Annotated in this window: 27 protein-coding genes; 20 read left to right on the top strand and 7 right to left on the bottom strand. The window is 70.3% G+C overall.

The window, feature by feature from the left end; translation table 11 throughout:
- Positions 1–146 precede the first annotated feature (146 nt).
- From AC07CM_RS13070 to AC07CM_RS13055, 4 genes are all read right to left on the bottom strand, one after another.
- On the bottom strand, positions 147–644 hold the full coding sequence (locus AC07CM_RS13070; RefSeq protein ID WP_478876435.1) for a lamin tail domain-containing protein: 498 nt from the start codon (positions 642–644) through the stop codon (positions 147–149).
- A gap of 290 nt (positions 645–934) precedes the next feature.
- Positions 935–1627: a hypothetical protein gene (locus AC07CM_RS13065; RefSeq protein ID WP_478876434.1), complete on the bottom strand. Its 693-nt coding sequence runs from the start codon at positions 1625–1627 to the stop codon at positions 935–937.
- Positions 1627–1830, bottom strand: a complete 204-nt coding sequence (locus AC07CM_RS13060; RefSeq protein ID WP_478876433.1) for a DUF397 domain-containing protein — start codon at positions 1828–1830, stop codon at positions 1627–1629. Before AC07CM_RS13060 ends, AC07CM_RS13065 begins: the two co-directional genes overlap by 1 nt.
- Before the next feature lie 151 nt (positions 1831–1981).
- Positions 1982–3697: a chitinase gene (locus AC07CM_RS13055; RefSeq protein WP_478876432.1), complete on the bottom strand. Its 1716-nt coding sequence runs from the start codon at positions 3695–3697 to the stop codon at positions 1982–1984.
- A 284-nt stretch (positions 3698–3981) separates the two neighbouring features.
- Here AC07CM_RS13055 and AC07CM_RS13050 point away from each other — a divergent pair, with 284 nt between their 5' ends.
- The 14 genes from AC07CM_RS13050 to AC07CM_RS12985 all read left to right on the top strand — a co-directional run bounded on the left by AC07CM_RS13050 (position 3982) and on the right by AC07CM_RS12985 (position 15114).
- On the top strand, positions 3982–4863 hold the full coding sequence (locus tag AC07CM_RS13050) for a hypothetical protein (RefSeq protein WP_478876431.1): 882 nt from the start codon (positions 3982–3984) through the stop codon (positions 4861–4863).
- 57 nt (positions 4864–4920) lie between these two features.
- Positions 4921–5628 (top strand): Flp pilus assembly protein CpaB, encoded by a 708-nt coding sequence (gene cpaB / locus AC07CM_RS13045; RefSeq protein ID WP_478876430.1) that lies wholly within the window; start codon positions 4921–4923, stop codon positions 5626–5628.
- Between the two features lie 12 nt (positions 5629–5640).
- Complete coding sequence (locus tag AC07CM_RS13040; RefSeq protein WP_478876429.1) at positions 5641–6873, top strand: CpaE/TadZ family protein; 1233 nt, start codon at positions 5641–5643, stop codon at positions 6871–6873.
- A gap of 6 nt (positions 6874–6879) precedes the next feature.
- A complete protein-coding gene (locus tag AC07CM_RS13035) occupies positions 6880–7263 on the top strand; it encodes a TadE/TadG family type IV pilus assembly protein (RefSeq protein ID WP_478876428.1) in 384 nt (127 codons plus the stop codon).
- Position 7264: 1 nt separating this feature from the next.
- Positions 7265–7612 (top strand): TadE/TadG family type IV pilus assembly protein, encoded by a 348-nt coding sequence (locus AC07CM_RS13030; protein WP_478876427.1) that lies wholly within the window; start codon positions 7265–7267, stop codon positions 7610–7612.
- Between the two features lie 18 nt (positions 7613–7630).
- Positions 7631–8968 (top strand): CpaF family protein, encoded by a 1338-nt coding sequence (locus AC07CM_RS13025; protein WP_478876426.1) that lies wholly within the window; start codon positions 7631–7633, stop codon positions 8966–8968.
- 8 nt (positions 8969–8976) lie between these two features.
- Positions 8977–9921, top strand: coding sequence for a type II secretion system F family protein (locus AC07CM_RS13020; RefSeq protein ID WP_478876425.1), 945 nt, complete (start codon positions 8977–8979; stop codon positions 9919–9921).
- Positions 9922–9934: 13 nt separating this feature from the next.
- Positions 9935–10822 (top strand): DUF5936 domain-containing protein, encoded by an 888-nt coding sequence (locus AC07CM_RS13015; protein ID WP_478876424.1) that lies wholly within the window; start codon positions 9935–9937, stop codon positions 10820–10822.
- 16 nt (positions 10823–10838) lie between these two features.
- Positions 10839–12218, top strand: a complete 1380-nt coding sequence (locus tag AC07CM_RS13010; RefSeq protein WP_478876446.1) for a sensor histidine kinase — start codon at positions 10839–10841, stop codon at positions 12216–12218.
- A 13-nt stretch (positions 12219–12231) separates the two neighbouring features.
- Positions 12232–12990, top strand: a complete 759-nt coding sequence (locus AC07CM_RS13005) for a response regulator (RefSeq protein WP_478876423.1) — start codon at positions 12232–12234, stop codon at positions 12988–12990.
- Between the two features lie 113 nt (positions 12991–13103).
- Complete coding sequence (locus tag AC07CM_RS13000; protein ID WP_478876447.1) at positions 13104–13289, top strand: hypothetical protein; 186 nt, start codon at positions 13104–13106, stop codon at positions 13287–13289.
- Complete coding sequence (locus AC07CM_RS12995; protein WP_478876445.1) at positions 13286–13867, top strand: pilus assembly protein TadG-related protein; 582 nt, start codon at positions 13286–13288, stop codon at positions 13865–13867. Before AC07CM_RS13000 ends, AC07CM_RS12995 begins: the two co-directional genes overlap by 4 nt.
- 34 nt (positions 13868–13901) lie before the next feature.
- On the top strand, positions 13902–14483 hold the full coding sequence (locus tag AC07CM_RS12990; protein WP_478876422.1) for a hypothetical protein: 582 nt from the start codon (positions 13902–13904) through the stop codon (positions 14481–14483).
- A 7-nt stretch (positions 14484–14490) separates the two neighbouring features.
- Positions 14491–15114, top strand: a complete 624-nt coding sequence (locus tag AC07CM_RS12985) for an OmpA family protein (RefSeq protein ID WP_478876421.1) — start codon at positions 14491–14493, stop codon at positions 15112–15114.
- 5 nt (positions 15115–15119) lie between these two features.
- On the opposite strand, the gene AC07CM_RS12980 is transcribed toward AC07CM_RS12985, so the two are convergent.
- Positions 15120–15533, bottom strand: coding sequence for a DUF3224 domain-containing protein (locus tag AC07CM_RS12980; RefSeq protein ID WP_478876420.1), 414 nt, complete (start codon positions 15531–15533; stop codon positions 15120–15122).
- A gap of 29 nt (positions 15534–15562) precedes the next feature.
- Positions 15563–15934, bottom strand: coding sequence for a DUF192 domain-containing protein (locus AC07CM_RS12975; RefSeq protein WP_478876444.1), 372 nt, complete (start codon positions 15932–15934; stop codon positions 15563–15565).
- 88 nt (positions 15935–16022) lie between these two features.
- On the opposite strand from AC07CM_RS12975, the gene AC07CM_RS12970 reads away from it, so the two are divergent.
- The gene (locus AC07CM_RS12970; protein ID WP_478876419.1) at positions 16023–16892 is read left to right on the top strand and encodes an LLM class flavin-dependent oxidoreductase; all 870 of its coding nucleotides are present in this window, start codon (positions 16023–16025) and stop codon (positions 16890–16892) included.
- 40 nt (positions 16893–16932) lie between these two features.
- Positions 16933–17421 carry a GNAT family N-acetyltransferase gene (locus tag AC07CM_RS12965; RefSeq protein WP_478876418.1) on the top strand — a complete coding sequence of 163 codons (489 nt, stop codon included), beginning with the start codon at positions 16933–16935 and terminating at the stop codon, positions 17419–17421.
- Here the strand turns inward: AC07CM_RS12965 and AC07CM_RS12960 are convergent.
- Positions 17411–17932 carry a DinB family protein gene (locus tag AC07CM_RS12960; RefSeq protein WP_478876417.1) on the bottom strand — a complete coding sequence of 174 codons (522 nt, stop codon included), beginning with the start codon at positions 17930–17932 and terminating at the stop codon, positions 17411–17413. The genes AC07CM_RS12965 and AC07CM_RS12960 overlap by 11 nt on opposite strands.
- A 52-nt stretch (positions 17933–17984) precedes the next feature.
- On the opposite strand from AC07CM_RS12960, the gene AC07CM_RS12955 reads away from it, so the two are divergent.
- The 4 genes from AC07CM_RS12955 to AC07CM_RS12940 all read left to right on the top strand — a co-directional run bounded on the left by AC07CM_RS12955 (position 17985) and on the right by AC07CM_RS12940 (position 23023).
- The gene (locus tag AC07CM_RS12955; protein WP_478876416.1) at positions 17985–18770 is read left to right on the top strand and encodes a class I SAM-dependent methyltransferase; all 786 of its coding nucleotides are present in this window, start codon (positions 17985–17987) and stop codon (positions 18768–18770) included.
- Between the two features lie 640 nt (positions 18771–19410).
- The gene (locus tag AC07CM_RS12950) at positions 19411–20184 is read left to right on the top strand and encodes an isoprenyl transferase (RefSeq protein ID WP_478876415.1); all 774 of its coding nucleotides are present in this window, start codon (positions 19411–19413) and stop codon (positions 20182–20184) included.
- Between the two features lie 396 nt (positions 20185–20580).
- Positions 20581–21906 (top strand): PhoH family protein, encoded by a 1326-nt coding sequence (locus AC07CM_RS12945; protein ID WP_478876414.1) that lies wholly within the window; start codon positions 20581–20583, stop codon positions 21904–21906.
- 424 nt (positions 21907–22330) lie between these two features.
- Positions 22331–23023 carry an aggregation-promoting factor C-terminal-like domain-containing protein gene (locus AC07CM_RS12940; protein WP_478876413.1) on the top strand — a complete coding sequence of 231 codons (693 nt, stop codon included), beginning with the start codon at positions 22331–22333 and terminating at the stop codon, positions 23021–23023.
- The last annotated feature ends 123 nt before the right edge of the window (positions 23024–23146 follow it).

Raw genomic sequence — 23146 nt, 5'->3', positions numbered from 1 at the left:
CCCCCCCCCCCCCCCCCCCCCCCCCCCCCCCCCCCCCCCCCCCCCCCCCCCCCCCCCCCCCCCCCCCCCCCCCCCCCCCCCCCCCCCCCCCCGCTGCCGGCTACGGACTGCTGTGCCGGTCAGTGCTCACCGGCGCGAGGTGTGGGTCAGCGGTGACCACCGTGCCATCCGCCGTCGCGGTGGCCACGGTGGCCGTAGCCCCACGAGGTGGAGTCGACGAGACGGCCGTGCTCGTTGCGCAGGGTGGCGGTGTCGCGGCTGTCCCACACGGACCTGCGCCGGTCCTGGTACAGGTCGTTCCTGCTGTCCCGGCCGATGCCGGTGTGAACGCGAACGGTCGCGTGGCCCGCCAGCCGGTAGTGCCGGAAGGTGTAGGTGTGGCCGCCCTCGTCCGACAGCGTCCACCCGCTCAGGTTCACGTCCCGACGGCTCTGGTTGGAGATCTCCACCCACTCCTTGTTCAGGGAGCGGTCGTAGCGGGCCGACAGGTGCTGCACGCCGCCGATGACCACCTGCGAGCGGTACGAGCGGCCGTGATCGTGGTCGGCCGCCGAGGCCGGCAGTGCCGCCGCGCCCACGACGGCGGCGGCCGCAACGGCGGCGGCAGCGACACGGCGAGCGGTTACAGAAACGGAAGCGGACACGAAGTCCCCCTTTGCAAGGGCTGTGCACACCCCGCTGATCGCGGCCCGGGGCTGCGGGCAGGGGGTGCGGTGTGCATGCGGCCGGTCGGCCGCACGCACACACCTTGCTGCCGCCGGCGGTGCCTGATCACGAAAACACGATCGCTGTTACGAATCATGGATATATCCGTGACTGATGGATGCAATGTCCATTTACGCACTGAATGCTGGACTTGGGGCCTGATCATGGCTGTATGCCGCCTGACGGCACTCGGGCCCTCGCCCGAAAGTGTGTAACAGCCAACGGGGCCTCAGCGGGCCGTCGGGGAGTCCGCGACGGCGGTGATGACGGCGCCCTTCTCCAGCAGGGCCACGCCGTTGCCCGTCAGGCGGGCCTTGGCGCTGTGGGGCGGATGCACGAAGTCCACCGGCCGCTCGTACTCGAGAATCCTCGTGAGGGTGACGGAAGGCGCGCCCTCCGGCGGCGTGTCCCCGCTCGTGCCGCCGTCCGGACCAATGGCGAACCGCTGCCCGACGCGCACGACACCGCCCACGCACCGGACGATGCACGTGGCGGCCGCCGCGTCCCGCTGCTCCACGGAGTGGATCCACAACCTCGCGTCGGCCCGGGTGAGGAAGAGCCGCTCCTCGTGGTCCAGTACGACGACCCGCTCGTCGCCGTCGATGATCACCAGGTCGTCCTGGCTCGGGTACCAGAGGTCGTCGAGCCGTTCGAGTACGGCGCGATAGGGGACGCGTACCGCCTTGCACTCGGCCGGCCAGGCCGCCCAGACGTCCTGCCCGACATCCTCGACGGCACCGCGAAAGGCGTCTCTCAACTGGTCCGGGTCGAGATCCGAGACGTCCAGGGCGACCTCGGCGCGCCGGATCAGCACGGGGAAGCGGGCCGGTGAGCCGCCGAGCGCGCCGAGGAAGGCGTCGTAGGCGCCGGGGGCTTCGTACGCCCCCATGGCGGCCAGGGTTTCTCCCAGGCGGGGAGGCATCAGTCGACCGTGAGGGAGCGGGTCTCCTTCAGGGCTTCGACGAAGGGGACGAAGGCCGTGGCGGGGAAAGTGAGGGTGGCTCGGGCCGGGGCTTTGGAGTCGCGGACGGACATGTGGGTGTCGAGGTCCGCTATTTCGACGCAGTCGTTGCCCTCGCCTCCGCCAGAGAAGGACGACTTCTTCCATGCGGTGGAGGTGGTCATGCCGGTCCTCACAGCTCCTTGGCCAACTGGTGGATGACGTCACGTGACTGCTGCGGTGGCAGTGCTGATTCCTTCACCCTACGGAAGAGCAGGACGAGGACGCCCGGACCCCCTACCAGGGCCCGGGCGTCCTCGCAGAGAGAGGGTCGGCTCACGGCATCGCGTGGACATGCGCTCCGACGGAGTTCGACCACGCGTTGCCCGAGGACGCGTCCCAGTTCGTCGACCAGGTCATCGCGCCCCGCAGGTCGGGGTAGGTCTTGGAGGGCTTGAAGGTGCCGCAGCCCGTGCCCTTGCTCAGGCAGTCCAGGGCGTTGTTGACCACTGTGGGGGAGACGTAGCCGCTGCCCGCGCCGCTGGTGGACGCCGGGAGGCCGAGGCCGACCTGGGACGGGGAGAGGCCGCCCTCCAGCTGGATGCAGGCCAGCGCGGTGAGAAAGTCCACCGAGCCCTGGCTGTACACCTTGCCGTCGCAGCCCAGCATGGAACCGCTGTTGTAGTACTGCATGTTGACGACCGTGAGGATGTCCTTGATGTTCAGGGCCGTCTGGAAGTAGGAGTTCGACGTCGACTGCATGTCGATCGTCTGCGGGGCCATCGTGATGACGAGAGATGAGCCCGCCTTCGACGACAGGGAGCGCAGTGCCTGCGTCATGTACGTCGCGTTGAGGCCGTTCTCCAGGTCGATGTCGACGCCGTCGAAGCCGTACGTCTGCATCAGGGAGTAGACCGAGTTCGCGAAGTTCGTCGCCGACGTGGAGTCGCTGATCGACACCGTGCCGTTCTGGCCGCCGATCGAGACGATGACCTTCTTGCCCGCCGCCTGCTTGGCCTTGATGTCCGCCTTGAACTGGTCGACCGTGTAGCCGCCGAGGCCGGCCGAGTCCAGGTTGAAGGACACCGCGCCCGGCGTCGAGGTCGCGTCCGCGAAGGCCACCGCGATGATGTCGTACGCGGAGGGGACGTCCGAGATCTTCTGGACCGTCGCGCCGTTGTTGAAGTTCTGCCAGTAGCCCGTCACCGCGTGCTTGGGGAGGGCGCCGCCACCACCGCCTCCGCCGGTCGCGGTCGTCGTGCCCGTCACGGTCGCCGACTTCGCCGACTCACCCGCCGAGTTGGTCGCGGTGACCTGGAAGGAGTGCGACGTCGACGCCGACAGGCCGGTCACCGTCGCCGACGTGCCCGTCACCGCCGTCACCTTCGTGCCGTTGCGGTAGACGTTGTAGCCCGTGGCCCCCGAGACCGCGGACCAGGAGAGGGAGACCGAGGAGGAGGTCGTGCCGGAGACCGCCAGGCCGGTCGGCGCGGACGGGACCGTGGGGGCCGGGTCGCCGCCACCGCCGCCGTCGGGGCCGTAGACCGAGACGTCGTCGGCGTAGTAGGCCGCCTGGCCGTACCAGCCGTGGGTGTACACCGTGACCGACGTCGTCGACGCGCCCGTCGTGAACGTCGTCGAGAGCTGCTTCCAGGACGTGGTGTCCGGCGTCCACGTCGAGACGTCCGTCGTTCCCGTGCCCGTCACGCCCAGGTAGGAGTAGCCGCCCTGCACCCACGCGCTCAGCGTGTACGTGGAGTTGGGCTTCACGGCCACCGACTGGGTGCACTGGGCGTTGTCCTGGCCGGCCGGTGTCGCCTTCAGCGCCGAGGAGCCGGAGTGGACCGGGGAGGAGACCGTCGTGCCGCTGCCGGCCGTACAGGTCCAGTTGGCCAGGCCCGACTCGAAGCCCGCGTTCCTGGCGTTGTTGACGTCGGCCGCCGACGCGGGGGTGGCGGCGAGGCCCGCGACCGACAGGGCGAGGGCGGTGGCGGCGGACCACGTGGCGATCCGTCGTCTGCGTGGTCTGGGTATGCCTGATGCGCGGTCCACTGGGGCCTCCGGTGGGGGAGTCGGCGGGGAGAGGGGTGAGGGACGGTGGCCACCGCTGGCGTACAAGTTGGTCCAGACCAATCTCGCTGTCAAGAGGTCCAGACCAAAACCATCTCCGTTCCGACGCTCAACCTGTCCGGTTTTGGCGGGACTTGCGCCCATGGAGTTCCACACGGGCTGCACAAACGCTGTTCTCCGGTCATTGGGGCGTGGATACAGTGCTCAGGTAGTCACGCAATGAAGTCGTCCTGGCGCATTGGAGTTACACCGGTGGGCCGAAGGGTGTGAAGAGCGGGGAGCTGCGCGTGCCAACTGCCATTGCCGTGACCAGTGCCGACATGGCACTGCCGGTGCAGGACGAACGGACCGTGCCCGCCGTCGTGCTGCGCGGCCTCGACCAGCGGCCGTTGGAGCATGCCCTGACCGAACTCCACGCCCTGACCGAGCAGTACGGGTACGTCGTCGTCGTGTGCTCACGGGCCACCCCGGAACCCGTCGTACGACGGCTGTACACCCTGCGGTCGTTGCTGGAGAGCGACCGGATCGCCCTCTTCCGGCCCGAACTGCCCCCGCTCGGCATCGCCGTCCTCGCCCGGCAGCTGCGGCAGCTCGCCTCCTGCGATCTGAGCCCCGGCGTGCTCGCCTCCGCGGGCAGGCTGCTCACCCACTACATCCACGCCGGCGCCGTACTCGGCTCGGTCGCCAGACTGGACCGGGTGCCGGTCGGGCTCAAGGCGCACGCCAAGTCATGGGTGCCGGGCAGTCAGTTCGCCGTCGTCGCCCACCCCGAGCCGCAGCTCGTCAAGGTAGCCCCCGGCGCCACGCTCAAGGGACCCGAGTTCAGCACCTGGATGCTCGTCGCCAGGGGGCAGTTGCAGACCGACTGGATCGCGGGCCTCGCCAAGGAGTGGACCGCGCACGGGCTGCGCGAGACCCCGCTGCCCGCCGAGTCCCCACGGTGGTGGGGGACCGGCCGCGTCATCGAGTTCTGCAGCTACCTCGCCGATCTGTCGGTCCTGTACCAACTGGTCACCTCGGTACGTCAGTCCAGCTGCCACTGGTGCGGCCTCGACGTCATCGGCGACCTCTGCGTCTTCTGCTCCGCCACCCCGCCCGTGTACGAGCCGCAGGCCCCCCGCGCCCTGGAACAGCGAACGTCCGCCTGACCCGCACCAAGACCCACATCCCGCTCGACCGATTCCCCCAATGAGGTTGCACGGTTCATGAACTCCCGTCAGCGCCGAGGCGTGATAATCCTGATCCTGTCGGCCCTGTGCGCTCTCGGCGCGTTCGCCGGCGTGCTCTCCGTCGTCCACGACGTGAACTCCAAGGTCGGCCCCGAGGTCGCCGCCTACCGGGTCAAGTCCGACGTGAAGCCGTACACCGCGCTGAACACCGGCCAGTTCGAGAAGATCGAGATGCCCGAACGGTGGCTGTCCGGCAACGCCGTCACCGACCTGCGGCAGATCCAGGGCAAGATCGCCGTGACCACCCTGCGCGCCGGCTCCCTGCTCCAGAGCGACATGATCGTCGACCAGCCCGCCCTCCAGCCGGGTCAGCAGGAGGTCGCCATCATGATCGACGCGGCGACCGGAGTCGCGGGCAAGATCACGCCCGGCTCGCGCGTCAACGTCTATGCCACCTTCGAGGGAAAGAAGGAAGGCGACCCCGACCAGTCGAAGATCATCGTCACCGGCGCCCGGGTCCTCGACGTCGGCCGGATCACCGCCCTCGACCCCGACAACAGCAAGAACCAGCAGCAGCCCAGCGAGGCCGTCCCGATCACCTTCGCGCTCTCCACCCTCGACGCCCAGCGCATCACCTATGCCGAGTCCTTCGCCCAGCGCGTCCGGCTCGCCCTGGTGGCCCCGGGCGGCGCGACCGGCGTCCCGGACAAGGACCGCACCTACGAACTCGCGACGGACAAGTGAGAGGCGGCCCGCATGCCCACCAGGATCCTCCCGGCCGGTGCGGACCCGGACGCAGTCCGCTCCCTCACCACGCTGCTCAGCCAGCTCCCCGACGCCGAACCGCAGCCGCCCGTAGGTGACTCCACCCAGCTGGTCGACACGCTCGCCCGGCTCGCCGCCGAGTCGGTGGACGAACTGCCCGAAGTGGTCGTCGTCCATGAGCGGATCGGCCCGGTCCCGGCCCTGGAGCTGATCCGCGAGGTCGCCCTGCGCTTCCCGGCCGTCGGCGTCATCCTCGTCACCACCGACGCGAGCCCCGGCCTGTTCGCCGCGGCCATGGACTCCGGCGCCCGCGGCCTGGTCGCGCTCCCGCTGTCGTACGAGGAACTGGCCAGCCGCGTCCAGGCGGTCGCCCAGTGGTCCACCGGCGTACGGCGCCACCTCGGACACGGCGCCGACGTGTTCGGCGGGGCCGGCGGCACGGTCGTCACGGTCAGCGGCGCCAAGGGAGGCGTCGGCGCCACCCTGGCCGCGATCCAGCTCGCCCTCGCCGCCCAGGCCTCCGGCCGGGCCACCGCCCTGCTCGACCTGGACCTCCAGGCCGGTGACATCGCCTCCTACCTGGACGTCCAGTTCCGCCGCTCCGTCGTGGACCTGGCCGCCATCACCGACATCTCCCCGCGCGTCCTGGCCGACGCCGTCTTCCGCCACGACACCGGCCTCGCCCTGCTCCTCGCCCCCGGCGAGGGCGAACGCGGCGAAGAGGTCACCGACCGCGCCGCCCGGCAGATCATCAGCGCCCTGCGCTCCCGCTACGAGGTGGTGGTGGTCGACTGCGGCGCCCAGCTCAGCGGCGCCGGCGCGGCCGCGGTGGAGATGGCCGACACCGCCGTGCTGGTGGCCACCCCGGACGTGGTCGCCGTCCGCGCCGCCAAACGGACCGTACGCATGTGGGACCGGCTGCAGATCCGCAAGGCCGAGGAGACGACGGTGGTCGTCAACCGCCATACGCGCAGTACGGAGATCCAGCCCGCGCTGGTGCAACGCATCACCGGTACGGCGCTGGCACGCACGGCCGTCCCCGCCAACTTCAAGGAACTCCAGGCGGTCGTGGACGCCGGACGGCTGCACGAGCTCGACAGCAGGAGCACGGTGAAGCAGGCGCTGTGGGCCCTCGCCGGGGAGCTGGGGCTCGCCAGGACGGCCGAGGGGTCGCACCGGGGCGGGGGCCGCGGCTCGGTCGGCTTCCGGCGGCGGAAGGAGTGAGGGCCGATGAGACACCCGCGAAGGGACGACCGGGGGCAGGTCAGTATCGAGTTCCTCGGGATGACCCCGCTGATCGTCCTGACCCTGGTGCTGATGTGGCAGTGCGTGCTCGTGGGGTACGCCTACACGCTCGCGGGGAATGCTGCGGACGAGGGCGTACGCGCGGGGACGGCGGCGCCCCGGGGGGAGCGCTTCGCCGTGTGCGAGCAGGCCGCACTGAAGCACTTGTCGGGAGCGTGGCGAGGGGGTGCCCGGGTGGAGCGGTGCGACGGGACCGGCTACGTGACCGCTGACGTGGCCCTCAAGGTCCCCGTCCTCTTTCCCGGCTCGATCGACTTTCCCGTCACGGTGCACGGCCACGCCGGTGCCGTGGAGGAGGTGAAGGACTGAGATGCTGTGCCGAAGGGGACGTGATCGCGGGCAAGTCGCCATCGAGTACCTGGGGTTCGTGCCGATCCTGCTGATCGTCGGGCTGGCCGGCTTCCAGATCGGGGCGGTCGCCTACGCGGCCGAGCAGGCCGGTACGGCGGCTCGGGCGGGGGCGCGGGCCGCCTCGCTGGAACAGAGCGCTCAGCAGGCGTGCGCGCAGGCCGTCAGCGGGGGGCTGACGGTGAGGTGCACCGAGGCGCCGGGCCGCGACACGGTCACCGTCACCGCCACCGTGGACATTCCGCGGATCGTCCCCGGCTGGCACTTCGGCCCCGCCCGGAAGATCGCCACCATGCCCCTCGACCACTGACCGAGGAGAAGCGAACCCATGAGCCTGCGGGCACGCATCAGCACTCCCGAGGAGCACGGCAGCCGGGGCGAGGACGGGCATCTGGTCGCCTCCTACCGGGCCAAGCTGCTGGAGGAGATCGACCTCGCGGAGATGAGTTCGCTCGCCGCCGCCGAACGCCGGGCGCGGCTGGAGCGGGTGCTCGGGCACATCATCAGCCGCGAGGGCCCGGTGCTGTCCACGGTGGAGCGCTCGCAGCTGATCCGCCGGGTGGTGGACGAGGCACTCGGACTCGGCATCCTGGAGCCGCTCCTGGAGGACGCGTCCATCACCGAGATCATGGTGAACGGGCCGGACGCGATCTTCGTCGAGCGCGGCGGCCGGGTGGAGCAGCTGCCGCTCCGCTTCGTCTCCGCCGACCAGTTGATGCAGACCATCGAGCGGATCGTCTCCACGGTCAACCGCCGGGTGGACGAGTCCAACCCGATGGTCGACGCCCGCCTGCCCTCCGGCGAGCGGGTCAACGTGATCATCCCGCCGCTGTCGCTGACCGGCCCCACGCTCACCATCCGGCGCTTCCCGCGCTCCTTCACCCTGCAGGAGCTGATCGGCTTCGGCTCCCTCGACGAGCACATGGTGTTCCTGCTGGCGGGGCTGGTGCAGGCGAAGTTCAACATCATCGTCTCCGGGGCCACCGGCACCGGCAAGACGACCCTGCTCAACGCGCTGTCCGGGCTCATCCCCGCGCACGAACGCATCATCACCATCGAGGACTCCGCCGAACTCCAGCTCCAGCAGACCCACGTGGTCCGGCTGGAGTCGCGGCCGCCCAACGTCGAGGGCAAGGGTCAGGTCACCATCCGCGACCTGGTCCGCAACTCGCTGCGCATGCGGCCCGACCGGATCGTCGTCGGCGAGGTCCGTGGCGGCGAGTCCCTCGACATGCTGCAGGCGATGTCCACGGGACACGACGGCTCGCTGGCCACCGTCCACGCCAACAGCGCGGAGGACGCCCTCACCCGCCTGCAGACCCTGGCCTCCATGTCCGACGTCGAGGTGCCCTTCGTGGCCCTGCACGACCAGATCAACAGCGCCGTCGACGTCATCGTCCAGCTCACCCGGTTCGCCGACGGCGCCCGGCGCATCACCGAGATCGCCCTGCTGGACAGCCACGGCGGGGAGCCGTACCGGCTGGCGACCGTCGCCCGGTTCCACGCACGACCCATGACCCCGGACGGCCGCGTGTACGGCACCTTCGAGTACTTCCCGCTCCCGCGACGCACCGCCGACCGTCTGTACATGGCGGGCCAGTCCGCCCCGCAGGCCTTCGGCGTCGCCCACTCCGCGGACCAGCTCGCCACCCGAGAAGCCAGGTAGGCCACCCCATGGAACTCCACACCCTCGTCCGGCTCACCACCGGTGTCGCGCTGCTGACCTGCGTACTGGCCGTCGCCGGTGTGCACGCCTACGCGGCCGGCCGGGCGCAACGGGCCGAGCTGGTCGAGCGGTTGTCGCACACCGGCCAGTTGCCGGCCGCGGGCCGCAGGCGCCGGTTCCGCGACCTCGACCGCCGTCTGCGCCGTACGGCACTGGGCCGCAGGCTGGAGCTGAGACTGGCCGCCACGGGCCTGGACGTCACCCCGGGCGAGTTCTTCGTCTACATGCTCGCCACCGTCGCCGCGCTGTGGCTGATCGGCCAGGCCACCCTGGCCCCCTTCTTCGGCCCGCTCGCGGGACTCCTCGGCGTCTGGGCGGCGGTGCAGTTCCTCAACTGGCAGCGGCAGAAACGCATCGAGCGCTTCATCAACCAACTCCCCGAACTGGCCCGCATCCTGGCCAACGCCACCCAGGCCGGCCTGGCCCTGCGCACCGCGATCGGCATGGCCGCCGAGGAGCTGGAGGCGCCGGCGGGCGAGGAGCTGGCCAAGGTCGCCGACCAGTTGGCGATCGGCCACTCCCTGGACGACGCGCTGGGTGAGCTCGCGGACCGGCTCCCGTCCCGCGAGCTGGTCGTACTCGTCACCACCCTGGTCCTCTCCAACCGGGCGGGCGGCCAGGTGGTCAGCGCGCTCCGCAACCTGACCGAGACCCTGGAGGAACGCAAGGAGACCCGGCGCGAGATCCGCACCCAGCTCTCCCAGGTGACGATGACGTCGTACGCCGTCCCCGTCCTCGGGATCGGTGCCCTGTTCCTGATGAACGGGGTCAAGGACGGCGCCCTGGAGCGCATGACCGGCTCACCGGTCGGCCAGGCCTGCGTGATCATCGCGTTCGCCATGTACGCCGTCGGTTTCGTCCTCATCCGCCGTATGAGCCGGATCGACGTGTGAGGGGGCTGAACGAATGGCATTCCTGCTCGCCCTGCTGATGGGCCTCGGTGTCTGGGGCGTCTTCGCCGGCATCCGGATGTACCGCGCGGACGCGAAGCTCCCCGGTGACCTGGCGGTCGCCCTGGAGGTCGGCGCCACCCGCACCGGTGCGGTGGACTCGGTGATCGACCGCATGGGCATGCGGTACGCCCCCGCGGTGCTGCGGCTGATGGGTCCCCGCATGGTGGCCAGGTACCGCCGCAGGATCGACCTCGCGGGCAACCCCGGCGGTCTGACCATCGACCGCTACGCCGCCCGCCGCGCGGTGTACGGCGCCCTCGGCGGCGTCGGATTCCTGGTCTTCCTGCTCCGCGGCCAGTGGTTCGTGGCGCTGCTGCTCCTGCTGTTCGGGGCGTTCTGGACGGAGGTCGGCATCTGGTCGGCGATCCGCGTCCGCAAGGACGTGATCGAGCGGACCCTGCCGGACTTCCTGGACGTGCTGGCGGTGGTGGTCAGCGCCGGACTCGGCTTCCGCCAGGCGCTGGACCGGGTCGCCTCGCGCTACGAAGGACCCTGGGCCGACGAACTGCGCATCACCCTGCGCCAGATGGACCTCGGCGTGAGCCGCCGCCAGGCCTTCGCCGAACTGCGCCGCCGCAACGACTCCGAGCAGGTGGCGATGTTCGTGACGGCCTTGCAGCAGGGTGAGGAACTGGGCGCCCCGATCGTCGACACGCTCGTCTCCCTGGCCAAGGACATGCGCCGCACGGACGCCCAGAACGCCCGCCGCAAGGCCGCCCGCGCGGTGCCCAAGGCCACGCTGATGATCACCACGTTCATGGTCCCGGCGACGATGCTCCTGCTGGGCGCGGGCCTGCTGCTGGGCTCCGGCGTGGACTTCGGCTCGCTCACGGGGAAGTGAGCGGCGGATGACGACGATGGGCGCGACGGGGCCGGACAGGCGCCTGTCCCTCCGGGAGACGGCGAGGGGGTGGCTCGCGCCCTTCGACCGCCTCCGCCGGACCCGGCCGGCCGCGACGACGGCGGAAGCGACCGAGGGTGTGCTCCCGGCGCCTTCCGAGAAGATCCAGATACGGGCCCTACAGGCGATGTGCCGCCAGGTCTTCGGCTTCCGGCTGGCGATGATCGTCCTGGCCGCTCCCGCCGCCCTGCTCAACGCCGCCCCCGGTCTGGGCGTCCGTCTGGTCGGCGCGGCGGTCGTCGTCACCTTCATGGTGTCCTACGTCCTCTTCCGGGACTGGGAGCGCTTCGGCCCCCTCCTCCTGCGCCACCCCGGCCTCCTCGCGGCCGACACCCTCTTCGGCTCCCTGCTCCTGATCTCGGCGGGCCCGGACACCACCCTCGCCTACGTCAGCGTCTGCACCCCGCTCCTGGCGGGCCTGGTCTACAGCTGGCGGGGCGCGGCCTGCTTCGCCTCCCTGCAGTCCCTGATCCTGCTGCTGGTGCACACCACCCTGAAGCCGGACCGGCAGACGGGCGTGGCCGAATCCCTCCTTCTGCCCGGCCTGTGCGTCGTCGCCGGCGCCATGGGCTCGACCCTGCGCAATCTGATGCTCCGCTTCGGCGCGGCCACCCAGGCCCTGACGGCGGTCCAGGCCCGCCTGGCGGCGACGGAGGCGGTGCACGCGGAACGGGCGCGTCTGGCCCGCGAGATGCACGACTCGGTGGCCAAGACCCTGTACGGCGTCGCCCTCGCCGCCGACGGCCTGGCCGGCACGGCCGCCGCCGGGAACCCCGACCCGGACCGCATCCGGCAACAGGCCGACCTGGTGTCCCGCTCGGCCCGCAGGGCGGCGGCGGAGTCCCGGGAGCTGCTGGAGGACCTGAGGCGGGAGGAGACACCTTCGCGGCCGGCGGACCTCTGGGCCGAACTGACCGCCAGAGCCGACGTCTTCACGGCACGCACCAACGTGCCCGTCGTCTTCCGCCCCCCGGCAGAGGTCGGCCTTCCCCCCGTCCCTCCCGTCCTCGCCCGCCACCTCCTGGCCATCGCCACCGAGGCACTGGAGAACGCCTATCGGCACGCCTGCGCGACCCGGGTTGAGTTGAGCGCGGGAGTCCAGGGCGACCAGCTGCGCCTGACGATCCACGACGACGGCAACGGCCTGCCGCCGGACACCACCCTCGAACGCCTGCGTCACTCCGGTCACTTCGGTCTGCTGGGCATGGTCGAAAGGGCCGCCACGGCAGGGGCCCGCATCCGCATCGGCCGCGGCGAGCGCGACCGGGGCACGGAGGTCAGAGTGGAAGTCCCGCTGCGCGCCCTGCGATCCGACGTCCCAGCCATGGAAACCTGAGAGGAGGCACCCGATGCAGCAATCCCGAGACACCGGCCGGGACTTCCCGGCACCGACCGCCACGGCTCCCATCCGCCTCGTGGTGGCCGACGACAACCCCGTCATCCGCGCGGGCCTCACGGCCCTCCTCTCCGGCCGCGAGGACACCACGGTGGTGGCGGAGGCGGCGGACGGCCGCGAGGCGTACGAGGCGGCACTGCGGCACCGGCCCGACGTCATCCTCCTGGACGTCCGCATGCCGGGGGTCGACGGAATCTCGGCGTTGCCCCACCTGGTGCGGCTGGCCCCCGTCATGATGCTCACCTACAGCCACGAGACGGAGACCGTGCGGGAGGCGTTGCGGCTGGGGGCGGTGGGCTATCTGGTGCACGGGGAGTTCACGACGGAGCAGCTGGTGCGGGCGGTACGGGACGTCCGGGAGGGACGGCCGCATATGACGCCGCGGGCGGCGCAGGCGTTACTCCCCCAGGTGGAGTCGAGTGCATCTGCACACGCCCGGGCCGAACTTCGCGCCGATTTGGGCAAAGTTCCATCCCAAAAGCTTTCGCAATTGCAATCTGATGTGGGACAGTCGTGGCGGTCGCGGTTCCAACTGAGCACCAGGGAGGCGGAGATCATGGACCTCATCGCGTCCGGCATGACCAACCAGCAGATCGCCGCCGCCTGCTTCATCAGCGAGAAGACCGTCAAGAACCACATCAACCGCATCTTCGCCAAGCTCCAGAGCACGAGCAGGTCGCAGGCGGCCGCGAAGTGGTTGGGGGTGGCGTGAGATGGACCGGCGGGGGTGGCGTTGGGCCCGGGAATGGGTCCTGGGGCCCTTTGGGGAGCACCCGGGTTCGCCTTACGTTGCCAGGATCGGAAGTGAAGCCGGAGGGGAGCACCGTGGGCGACCTGATGCTGAGGTTGGTGGTCGCGCTGCAGCGACGTACCAACGACAAGGGGCAGACCGCCGTCGAGTACCTGGGGATCATCGCCGTGGTGGTGGCGATCGTCCTTGCCATTACGGGTACGGATATCGGGCAGACGATTCTCGACAAGATCAAGGAAAAGATCGCCGAGATCACCTGAGCCGTCCTGGCTTCAGTGACGCAGGGCAGGCCTTCCCCATCTACATCACGGTGGTGGCGGGTCTGCTCTTTCTTGCATTCGCCTACCTCGCTGTCGGCCAGGCAGCCGTCAATCGGAGCGGCGCCCAGACGGCAGCCGATGCCGCCGCTCTCGCCGCAGCTCAGGACCGGCGTGATCAACTTGCTGGGAAGTGGGTCGAGGACCTCAAGGACCCGACCAAGTGGCTGGAAATTTTTCATGGCAGGGTGGAGCTTGAACCGTCATGCTGGCGAGCTGATCAACTGGCGGCGCAGAACGACGCGCAAGCGCAGTGCGACTCGCCGGACCCGCTCACCTTCACGGTGAAAGCCCAGACCAAAAAGCCTGTCGGAAAGTCCGTCGTCCCCGGCACGGAGAACATCAAATCCTCGGCGGTTGCCAAGGCCGTGATCGAACCCCTCTGTCAGCCGATTGGGGGTGGGGGCGACGTATTACCGCGACTCACCTGCAGGGACGGCAAGGACTGGGACCTGAGCCCGGATGACCTCACCGATCTTCCTGGTCCCGAAGACCTCTTCGACGTCCACCTGGCCAACTGATGTGCGAACGACGAGTGATGAAGGAAGCGGAGCGATGAGCATTCGGTTCACTGCGCAGGCCCGCAGGGGGATGGCCGCATTGGTCGTTGCGGCTTGCCTGGCCGGCGGTGCAGCTGGCTGTGGCGGTGGTGGTGACGACAGCAAGAAGCCGGAGAAGTCGGCCTCCGCTTCCAAGAGCGGTGGGTCCAAGCCGAGTGCTCAAGAAGGTCAATCCGACCAGCCGTTGGCGGAACTGAAGGGACCGAACGGGCTGCTCCTTCAGATCACCTCCGCCGCGCGTGACTCGGGCGGCTTCGTCACGGTGAACGGCAACCTGAAGAACGACGGCGGGAGTGCTGCGGTCATTCCGTCCAATCTCAGTGGGAACGAGACGGAGATCATCAAGAACGGCAGCTCACTCGGTGGTGCCACGCTGGTCGACTCCAAGGGGAAGAAGCGCTATTACGTCCTACGCGACACGGACGGACGGCCACTCACCACGACAGGTCTGCCGACCCTCAAGGCTGGCGAGTCGTTGCCGGTCTTCATGCAGTTCCCCTCGCCCCCGACCACCACATCCGAAGTCAACTTCCAGCTGCCCGGCTTCCCCACGGCCACCATCAAAATCTCCGGGTGAGGCCGAAGTGACCACCAACCCCCGCCTCACCCTCACCCTCACCGCCGCCGCCCTGCTCGCGGCCACCAACCTCACCCTCGCCCGGGCCGACGACTCCGGACCCAGTGAACCGCCGGGGACGGAACCCTCCGCCAGTGCGCCCGTCAAGGTCGACCCCACCGATCCGGACCTCAAGCTGCCCGAGGGCGCCACTCTCGCGCAGCCCAAGGTGCTGGACATCAAGTCGGTCGTCGAGGACCAGAGCGGGGACGAGCGCCGGGAGGACACCAACGCGGACGTGACGTTCGCGCTGCAGGCCGAGGTGCTGTTCAGCAAGGACAGCGCCAAGCTCGGCGACGAGGCGAAGGCCCGCATCGCGACGATCGCCGAGGAGATCAAGAAGCAGAACGCGACCCAGGTCCGCGTCTTCGGCTTCACCGACAACCTCGGCTCCTCCGCCCACGGCGACGTCCTGTCCAGGCAGCGTGCCAACGCCGTACAGGCCGTCCTCGACCAGGACCTGAACTCCCCGGACATCACCTTCGAGGTACGCGGCTACGGCGAGCAGTACCCGATCGCCGACAACTCCACGGAGGCGGGCCGGAAGAAGAACCGACGGGTCGAGGTCTCCTTCCCGCGCACCGAACAGTGAGCCGCCTACTCACCCACCTCGTAGTCGAACCGGATCCGATGGGTGCCGTCCGCGTCGATCACCAGGCCGCCGGCCCCTCGGATCCCGGCCGGCGCCCCCGTCCCGCTGCCCGGCACGATCACGAAGAACTCGGACTCGCGGCCCTCCCCCAGGGTCGTGGCCGAGTGGGCGAAGTCGAAGGTGCCGGTCCGGTCGTGGAGGGACCCCTCGAAGGACTCCATGGCGACATACGCACCGGTCCCGCTGCCCTGGTCGTACGCGGCGGTGAAGAGCGTCGCCGACGCCCCGCCGATCTCCCCCTCGTACCGCTTCCGCATCGTGGCCACCCCGACGGGCACCGCCGTCTCGACCGCCGGCCCCGGCACTCGCACCGGCGCGGGGGTGAACTCCTCTACCGTGAACGTCCCTGAAGCTCGCATGTCCGGATGCTGGACGGCACCACTGACACTCACCCGGGTTCGACGGTCACCCGCACCCCGGGCCGCACTCCCCATCCCGCCATGACCCCCGCCGCCGCCTCCAGCACATGCCGGGAACGGAGCCGGGGCAGGCCCAGGCGGCCCGGTTCCATCGTGCGTACGGCCAGGACGGTGAGGCCGCGGTCGAGGTAGGCGACATCGATGGGGATGCGCATGCCGAAGGTGTGCACGCTGCTCGCGGGGGAGAGCAGGAGCGCCCCGTCGACCGAGTCACGGCCCAGCAGACCCCTGGTGCGCGCACGGTACGACGTCGCGATCTCCAGCGGAACGGTGACCGTCCCGGTCCCGCCGTCGTCCCGGTGGATCAGCAAGCTCCCGTGACCGTCCCGCCAATGCGCCATACCCACGCCACCTCCGCGGTGACCGTACCAAGGGCACCGCCCGCGTAAAGGAGTTGTCCCGCCCGCTGGGGCCCGTTAGGAAGGTCCCATGACTGGACTCGGCGTCGTATTCCGTCCCCAACTCCCTCCCGAGCGCCTGCGCGCGGTGGCCCGGCTCGCGGACGAGGTCGGGCTGGAGGAGCTGTGGTTGTGGGAGGACTGCTTCCTGGAGGGCGGTGTGTCCACGGCCGCGGCCGCTCTCGCCTGGACGGAGCGGGTGCGGGTCGGGATCGGGCTGCTGCCCGTGGCGCTGCGCAACGTCGCCGTCACCGCCATGGAGGCCGCCTCCCTGGAGCGCATGTTCCCCGGCCGGTCCGTCCTGACCGTGGGACATGGTGTGCAGGACTGGATGGGACAGGTGGGTGCGCGGGCCGCCTCGCCCCTCACCCTCCTCGGTGAGCAACTGGACGCCCTGCGCGCCCTGTTGCGCGGGGAGCGGCTGAAAGTGAGTGGCCGGTACGTCCAGCTGGACGACGTCGGCCTCGACTGGCCCCCTCAGGGGGCGGTCGACGTGTTCGCCGGCGCCACCGGACCCCGTACGCTCCGACTCGCCGGTGCCAAGGCCGACGGGACGCTCCTGACGGCCTCCACCTCACCGGACGGCGTACGGCGGGCCCGCGCGCTCATCGACGAGGGGCGCCGCGAGGCAGGGCGTACCGAGCCGCACAAGGTCGTCGTCTATCTCCTCGCCGCGACGGGGGCCGACGCGGCCGAGCGGCTGCACGCGGAACTCGTCGCCGAGGGGCTGGAGTCGGCGGAGGTCGGCGTCGCGGGGGACGCGGGTGCGGTGGCCGAGGCGGTGCGGCGGCTGGCCGAGGCCGGTGCCGACACCGTCGTGCTGCAGCCGACCGCGGACGAGCCCGACCCGGAGGGCTTCGTGCGCTTCGCGGCCGAGGAGCTCCGGCCCCTGGTGCGGTGACGGCAAGGCGTTGTCAGTGGCGGCTGCCACACTGCACGGCATGACCGACGAGCACCGCGACGTGAGCCTGCGGGGCGTGACCGACGACGACCTCCACGTCCTCCTCGCCCACGAGCACGACCCGGAAGCCGTCCGGCGGTCGAGGTTCACTCCCCGGCCGCGGGACGCCTTCCTCAGACACTGGCGGGAGCGTGTGCTCGGCGACCCCGACTGCCTCGTGCGGACGGTCACCGTCGACGGCGAGGTGGCCGGGAGCGTCGTCTCCTGGACGGAGGACGACCGGCGGTTCGTCGGCTACTGGCTCGGACGGCCGTACTGGGGCCGGGGCGTCGGCACCCGCGCCCTCGGCCTCTTCCTCCGGCTGGAGCGGGTACGCCCCCTGTACGCCGACCCGTTCTCCGGCAACACGGCCTCCGTCCGCCTGCTGGAGAGGCACGGCTTCGTACGCGCCGGCACCGTCCGGCACGGCGAGGACGAACACGTCCTGCTCGTCCTCCACCGTCCCGCCGCCGATCCGGTCAGTCCTTGACCACGTCCGTGACCGGGCGGTGGTCCCCGGTCGCGCCGTCGATCAGTTCGCGCAGGATGTCCATGTGGCCGGCGTGTCGCGCCGTCTCCTCGATCATGTGGACCAGCGTCCAGCGCAGGGACACGGCGTGGTCACGCCACGTCGGCCGGCCCTCGGCGTCCAGCGGCAGCTCGCTGATCGTGTGGTCGGCGGCGGCGCGGGCGCGGCCGTAGAAGGCGATGATCCGGTCGGTGGTCTCGTCGGGGGCGACGCGCATGTCCTCGTCCTGGTACGGGTCGAACCACAGGGGCTCGCCCTCGCGCCCGAACGTCTCCACGAACCAGCCGTACTCGACCGAGGCCAGATGCTTGACCAGGCCGAGCAGGGTGGTCCCGGTCGGTGTCATCGGCCGGCGCAACTGCTCGTCGTCGAGTCCGTCCAGCTTCCAGAGCACCGCGTCCCGGTGCCGGTCCAGGCTCGTCCGCAGTATGTCCATCTCGCCGGCGGTGCAGCCGGCAGCAGAGGTCGTCATGGGCGCGGAAATTAGCAGGCCCCACCGACAACGCGCTGCGATCATGGCGTTCATGGCAGAGAACCGTTCCTTTGATGACCTCGTGGCCGAAGGGGCCGCCGTGCCGACCGAGGGATGGGACTTCTCCTGGTTCGAGGGGCGGGCCACCGAGGCGCGGCCCTCCTGGGGGTACGCGCGGTCGGCGGGGGAGCGGCTGGCCCGGGCCGAGGCCGCGCTCGACATCCAGACCGGGGGCGGAGAGGTGCTCGACTTCGCCCTGGGCCGGGCCGAGCCGGACCGTCCGCCGCTGGTCGCGGCCACGGAGGGCTGGCCGCCGAACGTGGCCAGGGCCAGCGCGCTGCTGCGGCCGCGAGGTGTGGTGGTCGTCGCCGCGCCGGACGACGCGCCGCTGCCGTTCGCCGACGAGGCCTTCGACCTGGTCCTCAGCCGGCATCCCGTACGGCCGTACTGGGAGGAGGTCGCACGGGTGCTGCGGCCCGGCGGTACGTACTTCGCCCAGCATGTCGGGCCCGCCAGTGTGTTCGAGCTGGTCGAGTTCTTCCTCGGGCCCCAGCCCGCGGCCGTGCGCGCGGGCCGTGATCCCGAGCGGGAGCGGGCCGGGGCGGAGGCGGCGGGTCTCGAGGTCGTGGACCTGCGGGCGGAGCGGCTGCGGATGGAGTTCCACGACGTCGCCGCCGTCGTGCACTTCCTGCGCAAGGTGGTCTGGATGGTGCCGGGCTTCACGGTCCAGGCGTACGAACCGCGGCTGCGCGCCCTGCACGAGCGGATCGAGAAGGAGGGCCCCTTCGTCGCGCACAGCGCCCGGCATCTCTTCGATGTCCGGAAGCCGACCGGCTGACGAACCGGGAGGACGGGGCAAAAGCCACGCGGTTCACCCGTGGTTTCCCCAGGGTTTCCACATCGTTATCGGCGACGGTTCACAGCCGTCTCACTGGTCACGTAAGTTCAGACCAAGGTAATTCGCGCCAGCAAAGCTGTGCGGGCGGCACCGCGCAGTGGAGGGGGCTGCGCGGTGCCGCGACGCCGAGGGAACCCGGAGCGGAATCGTCAAGTCACCGTTCGCTACCGGGTCGCCCGCCCGGAGGGATCCCGAGACAACTCGCCGAGTCGTCCCCAGATGGCCCAAACCCGCTCGATCCCTTCGTTTGTGACCGTACCTCCCGAGAATCCGCTGTGAATCGGCCATGCGTCGGCCCTGAACGCAGCGTTCCGCGCACACCGCGGTGTCGCCGGGCAACTCCGGAGAGTAGTTGTGCCACGCCGATGCACGCATCCGCCCTTACGAAGGGTTATGGTGGAAACCCCCCCTCGGGCCGGTCCGTCTCCCCCCCACGGACCGGCCCGTTTTACGTGGGGGAACCTTGCAGTACCGGCCAGGCGTCCCCGGCTCAGGGGCGGGCCCTGCCCAAGCCGACAGCACGGGTAGGCTCGACGCCCGCGGCCACCGAACCATCGCCCAACCCCCGGAGGGCATCCTCGTGAACCTGCGCGACAAGCTGCGCGGCCTGCTCGTCAGGCTCTACGCACGCCGGGTGGAGGGCCACCTGGACCACGCTCAGGTGCCCAAGCACATCGGCGTCATCATGGACGGCAACCGCCGCTGGGCGAAGGCCGCCGGCTCCACGACGGTCCACGGCCACCGCGCCGGCGCCGACAAGATCGGGGAGTTCCTCGGCTGGTGCGCCGAGACCGACGTCGAGGTCGTCACCCTGTGGCTGCTGTCCACCGACAACTTCGACCGCCCGCAGGAGGAGCTCGGCCCCCTGCTCGGCATCATCGAGGACGTCGTGCGCACCCTCGCCGCCGAAGGCCGCTGGCGGGTGCACCACGTGGGCACCCTCGACCTGCTGCCGGCCGGGATGCAGCGCACCCTCAAGGAGGCCGAGGAGACCACCGCCCACGTCGAGGGGATAGTGGTCAACGTGGCCATCGGCTACGGCGGCCGGCAGGAGATCGCCGACGCCGTGCGCTCCATGCTCCTGGACGCCCGGGACAGGGGCGTGTCGATGGAGGACCTCGCCGAGTCCGTCGACATCGACATGATCGGCCGTCACCTCTACACGGGCGCCCAGCCCGACCCGGACCTGGTCATCCGCACCAGCGGCGAGCAGCGGCTGTCCGGATTCATGCTCTGGCAGACGGCCCACTCCGAGTACTACTTCTGTGATGTCTTCTGGCCGGCCTTCCGCAAGGTCGACTTCCTGCGCGCGCTGCGCGACTACGCCGCCCGCCACCGGCGTTACGGCGGCTGAGACGTACCGAAGACGCACCGAGGACATACCGAAACGCCCCGTCGGCCACCCGTGTCGCGGGGCGTTCCGTATACCCCGGTTGGGGTGGAAGTAACAAGGAGTTCACCGGCGCGCTGTTGGCTGCTTCTGCATGGCGGCGCATGTTCGAGGGCATAAGCCAAGCAGGTCGACACCCGAACCACGGGCGTCGGATCTCAGCGGGCGGCTCGGGGCCGTCCGCCCGGGAGGCCCTTTGCACCAGCCCGACCGTGCGGTCACAGCACGGAAGCAGCCGCGGAGGTCCGGTGTCCGGCCCGCCCTGCGCGGGGGCCGGGCGCCGGTGACAATGCTCCCGCCCTCCCGGCCCGGCTTCCATCTCGTCGCTCCCCGACCTCATCCGAGGGGGTACGTCCTTCCGTGGTGACCAGCACAAAGCGCCACAAGCCAGACCGGCGCACCTATGTTCTCGACACCAGCGTCCTGCTGGCCGACCCGAACGCCCTGACCCGCTTCGACGAGCACGAGGTCGTGCTCCCCATCGTCGTGGTCACGGAACTGGAGGCCAAGCGGCACCATCCGGAACTCGGCTACTTCGCCCGCCAGGCCCTGCGCCTGCTGGACGACTACCGGGTGAAGAACGGTCGCCTCGACGCCCCCATCCCGATCGGGGAGCTGGGCGGGACCGTCCGTGTCGAGCTCAACCACTCGGACCCCAGCGTGCTGCCCACCGGCTACCGCCTGGGGGACAACGACTCACGCATCCTCGCGGTGGCCCGCAACCTGCAGGCCGAGGGGTACGACGTCACCGTCGTCTCGAAGGACCTGCCGCTTCGGATCAAGGCCTCGTCCGTCGGCCTGCTGGCCGAGGAGTACCGCGCCGAACTCGCCATCACGGAGAACTCCGGCTGGACCGGAATGTCCGAACTGACGCTCTCCGGCGAGCAGGTGGACATCCTCTTCGAGGAAGGACACGTGTACGTCCCGGAGGCCTCCGACTTCCCCGTGCACACCGGCCTGACCATCCAGTCCGAGCGCGGCAAGGCGCTCGGCCGGATCACCGCCGAGGGCAACGTCCGCCTGGTGCGCGGCGACCGGGAGGCGTTCGGCATCAAGGGCCGCAGCGCCGAGCAGCGCATCGCGCTCGACCTGCTGCTCGACCCGGACGTCGGCATCGTCTCGATGGGCGGCCGGGCCGGCACCGGAAAGTCGGCGCTCGCGCTGTGCGCGGGTCTGGAGGCGGTCCTGGAGCGCCGTCAGCACCAGAAGGTGATGGTCTTCCGGCCGCTGTACGCGGTGGGCGGGCAGGAGCTGGGCTATCTGCCGGGCAGCGAGGCCGAGAAGATGAGCCCCTGGGCGCAGGCCGTCTTCGACACGCTCTCCGCGGTCACCAGCCGCGAGGTCATCGAGGAGGTCACCGCGCGCGGCATGCTGGAGGTTCTGCCCCTGACCCACATCCGGGGCCGCTCCCTGCACGACGCGTTCGTCATCGTCGACGAGGCCCAGTCGCTGGAACGGAACGTCCTGCTGACCGTTCTGTCCCGAATCGGCGCCAATTCACGGGTCGTTCTCACTCATGACGTGGCACAGCGGGACAATCTGCGCGTGGGGCGCTACGACGGTGTGGTCGCCGTCGTGGAGAAGCTGAAGGGACACCCCCTCTTCGCGCACGTCACCCTGACGCGTTCCGAGAGGTCCCAGATTGCGGCGCTTGTGACCGAAATGCTGGAGGACGGCCACATCTGACGTGCGACTGATGCGCATCTGACGGGATGCCAACGCCTGTTGGCGCCGTCCGGCAAAGGCCAGAAGCCTAGCCGGGCGGCGCCTTCGCGTGTGGCGGTTTCCTGAAATCCCCTGGGTCAAACGAGGTGTGAGCTTTCACACGCAACACGGAATTGCCACCCGGTGTCGGGTTACGGCAGAGTCTCACTCCTGTCAGGCCCCGCATACGACACACCTGTACCCCCAGCGGTACGGCACCACTGAAGCACCACCTTCAACTCCATAGCGTCGTCGTATGCCGCCCGAAGCACCACGCGGCGCTCCCCTCGCGGGAGTTGCCCACCGGGCCCGCGCCTCCCGTGACCCCGCAGTTGGGAGGCCAGTGCCAGGGGCACGATTGCGTCCGCCAGGGTCACCGAAGCGGGCGATGCTGGAAGGAAACCGTGTGAGCCGGATTTCGGTCCGGGGATTCGCAGTGGCCTCGGCCACCGCGGTCACCGCCGTCGGAAGCGTCGTCGGAGTTGCCTCGGGCAGCGTCGCGCAGAACAACGACGCCGAGCCGACGGCTGCCGACACCACGCTCCTCGCGGACATACCCGCGGGTCAGCAGGCCCAGGTGCAGACCGCGTCCCTGACGCAGCAGGCCGACGCTCAGGCCATCGCCGCGGACGCGAGCGCCAAGAAGGACGCCGAGGCACTCGCCCGCAAGGCCGCGGCCGAGACCGCCGTCGCCAAGAAGGCGGCCGCCGAGAAGGCGGAGAAGGAAGCCAAGGCCCGTGCGGAGGCGCAGAAGACGGCCACCCGGTCGACCCGCGACTCCTCCAGCTTCCCCGTACAGAGCAACTACAGCGTCGCGCAGATCCAGGCGATGGCGCGCCAGATGGTCGCGAGCGGCCAGTTCCAGTGCTTCAGCAACATCGTGGACCACGAGTCCAGCTGGAACTACCACGCGACCAACGCCTCCTCCGGTGCCTACGGTCTCTTCCAGGCCCTGCCCGCCGGCAAGTACGCGTCCGCCGGCGCCGACTGGCAGACAAACCCGGCCACCCAGATCAAGTGGGGCCTCAACTACATGAACAGCCGGTACGGCAGCCCCTGTGAGGCGTGGTCGTTCTGGCAGGCCAACCACTGGTATTAGGCCGCCCCGGTTCGCTCAACTTCGCGCAGCCCCTCCCCGTCCCAAGGGGAGGGGCTTTCGCCCTGTACGGTCGTACGCGAACGACTCCACGGGGGAGTGGTGGCCGACGCCCGGGGACGCGGG

The sequence above is a fragment of the Streptomyces sp. NPDC044061 genome, assembly GCF_056434305.1.
This window is presented reverse-complemented; position numbering and strand designations above follow the sequence as displayed.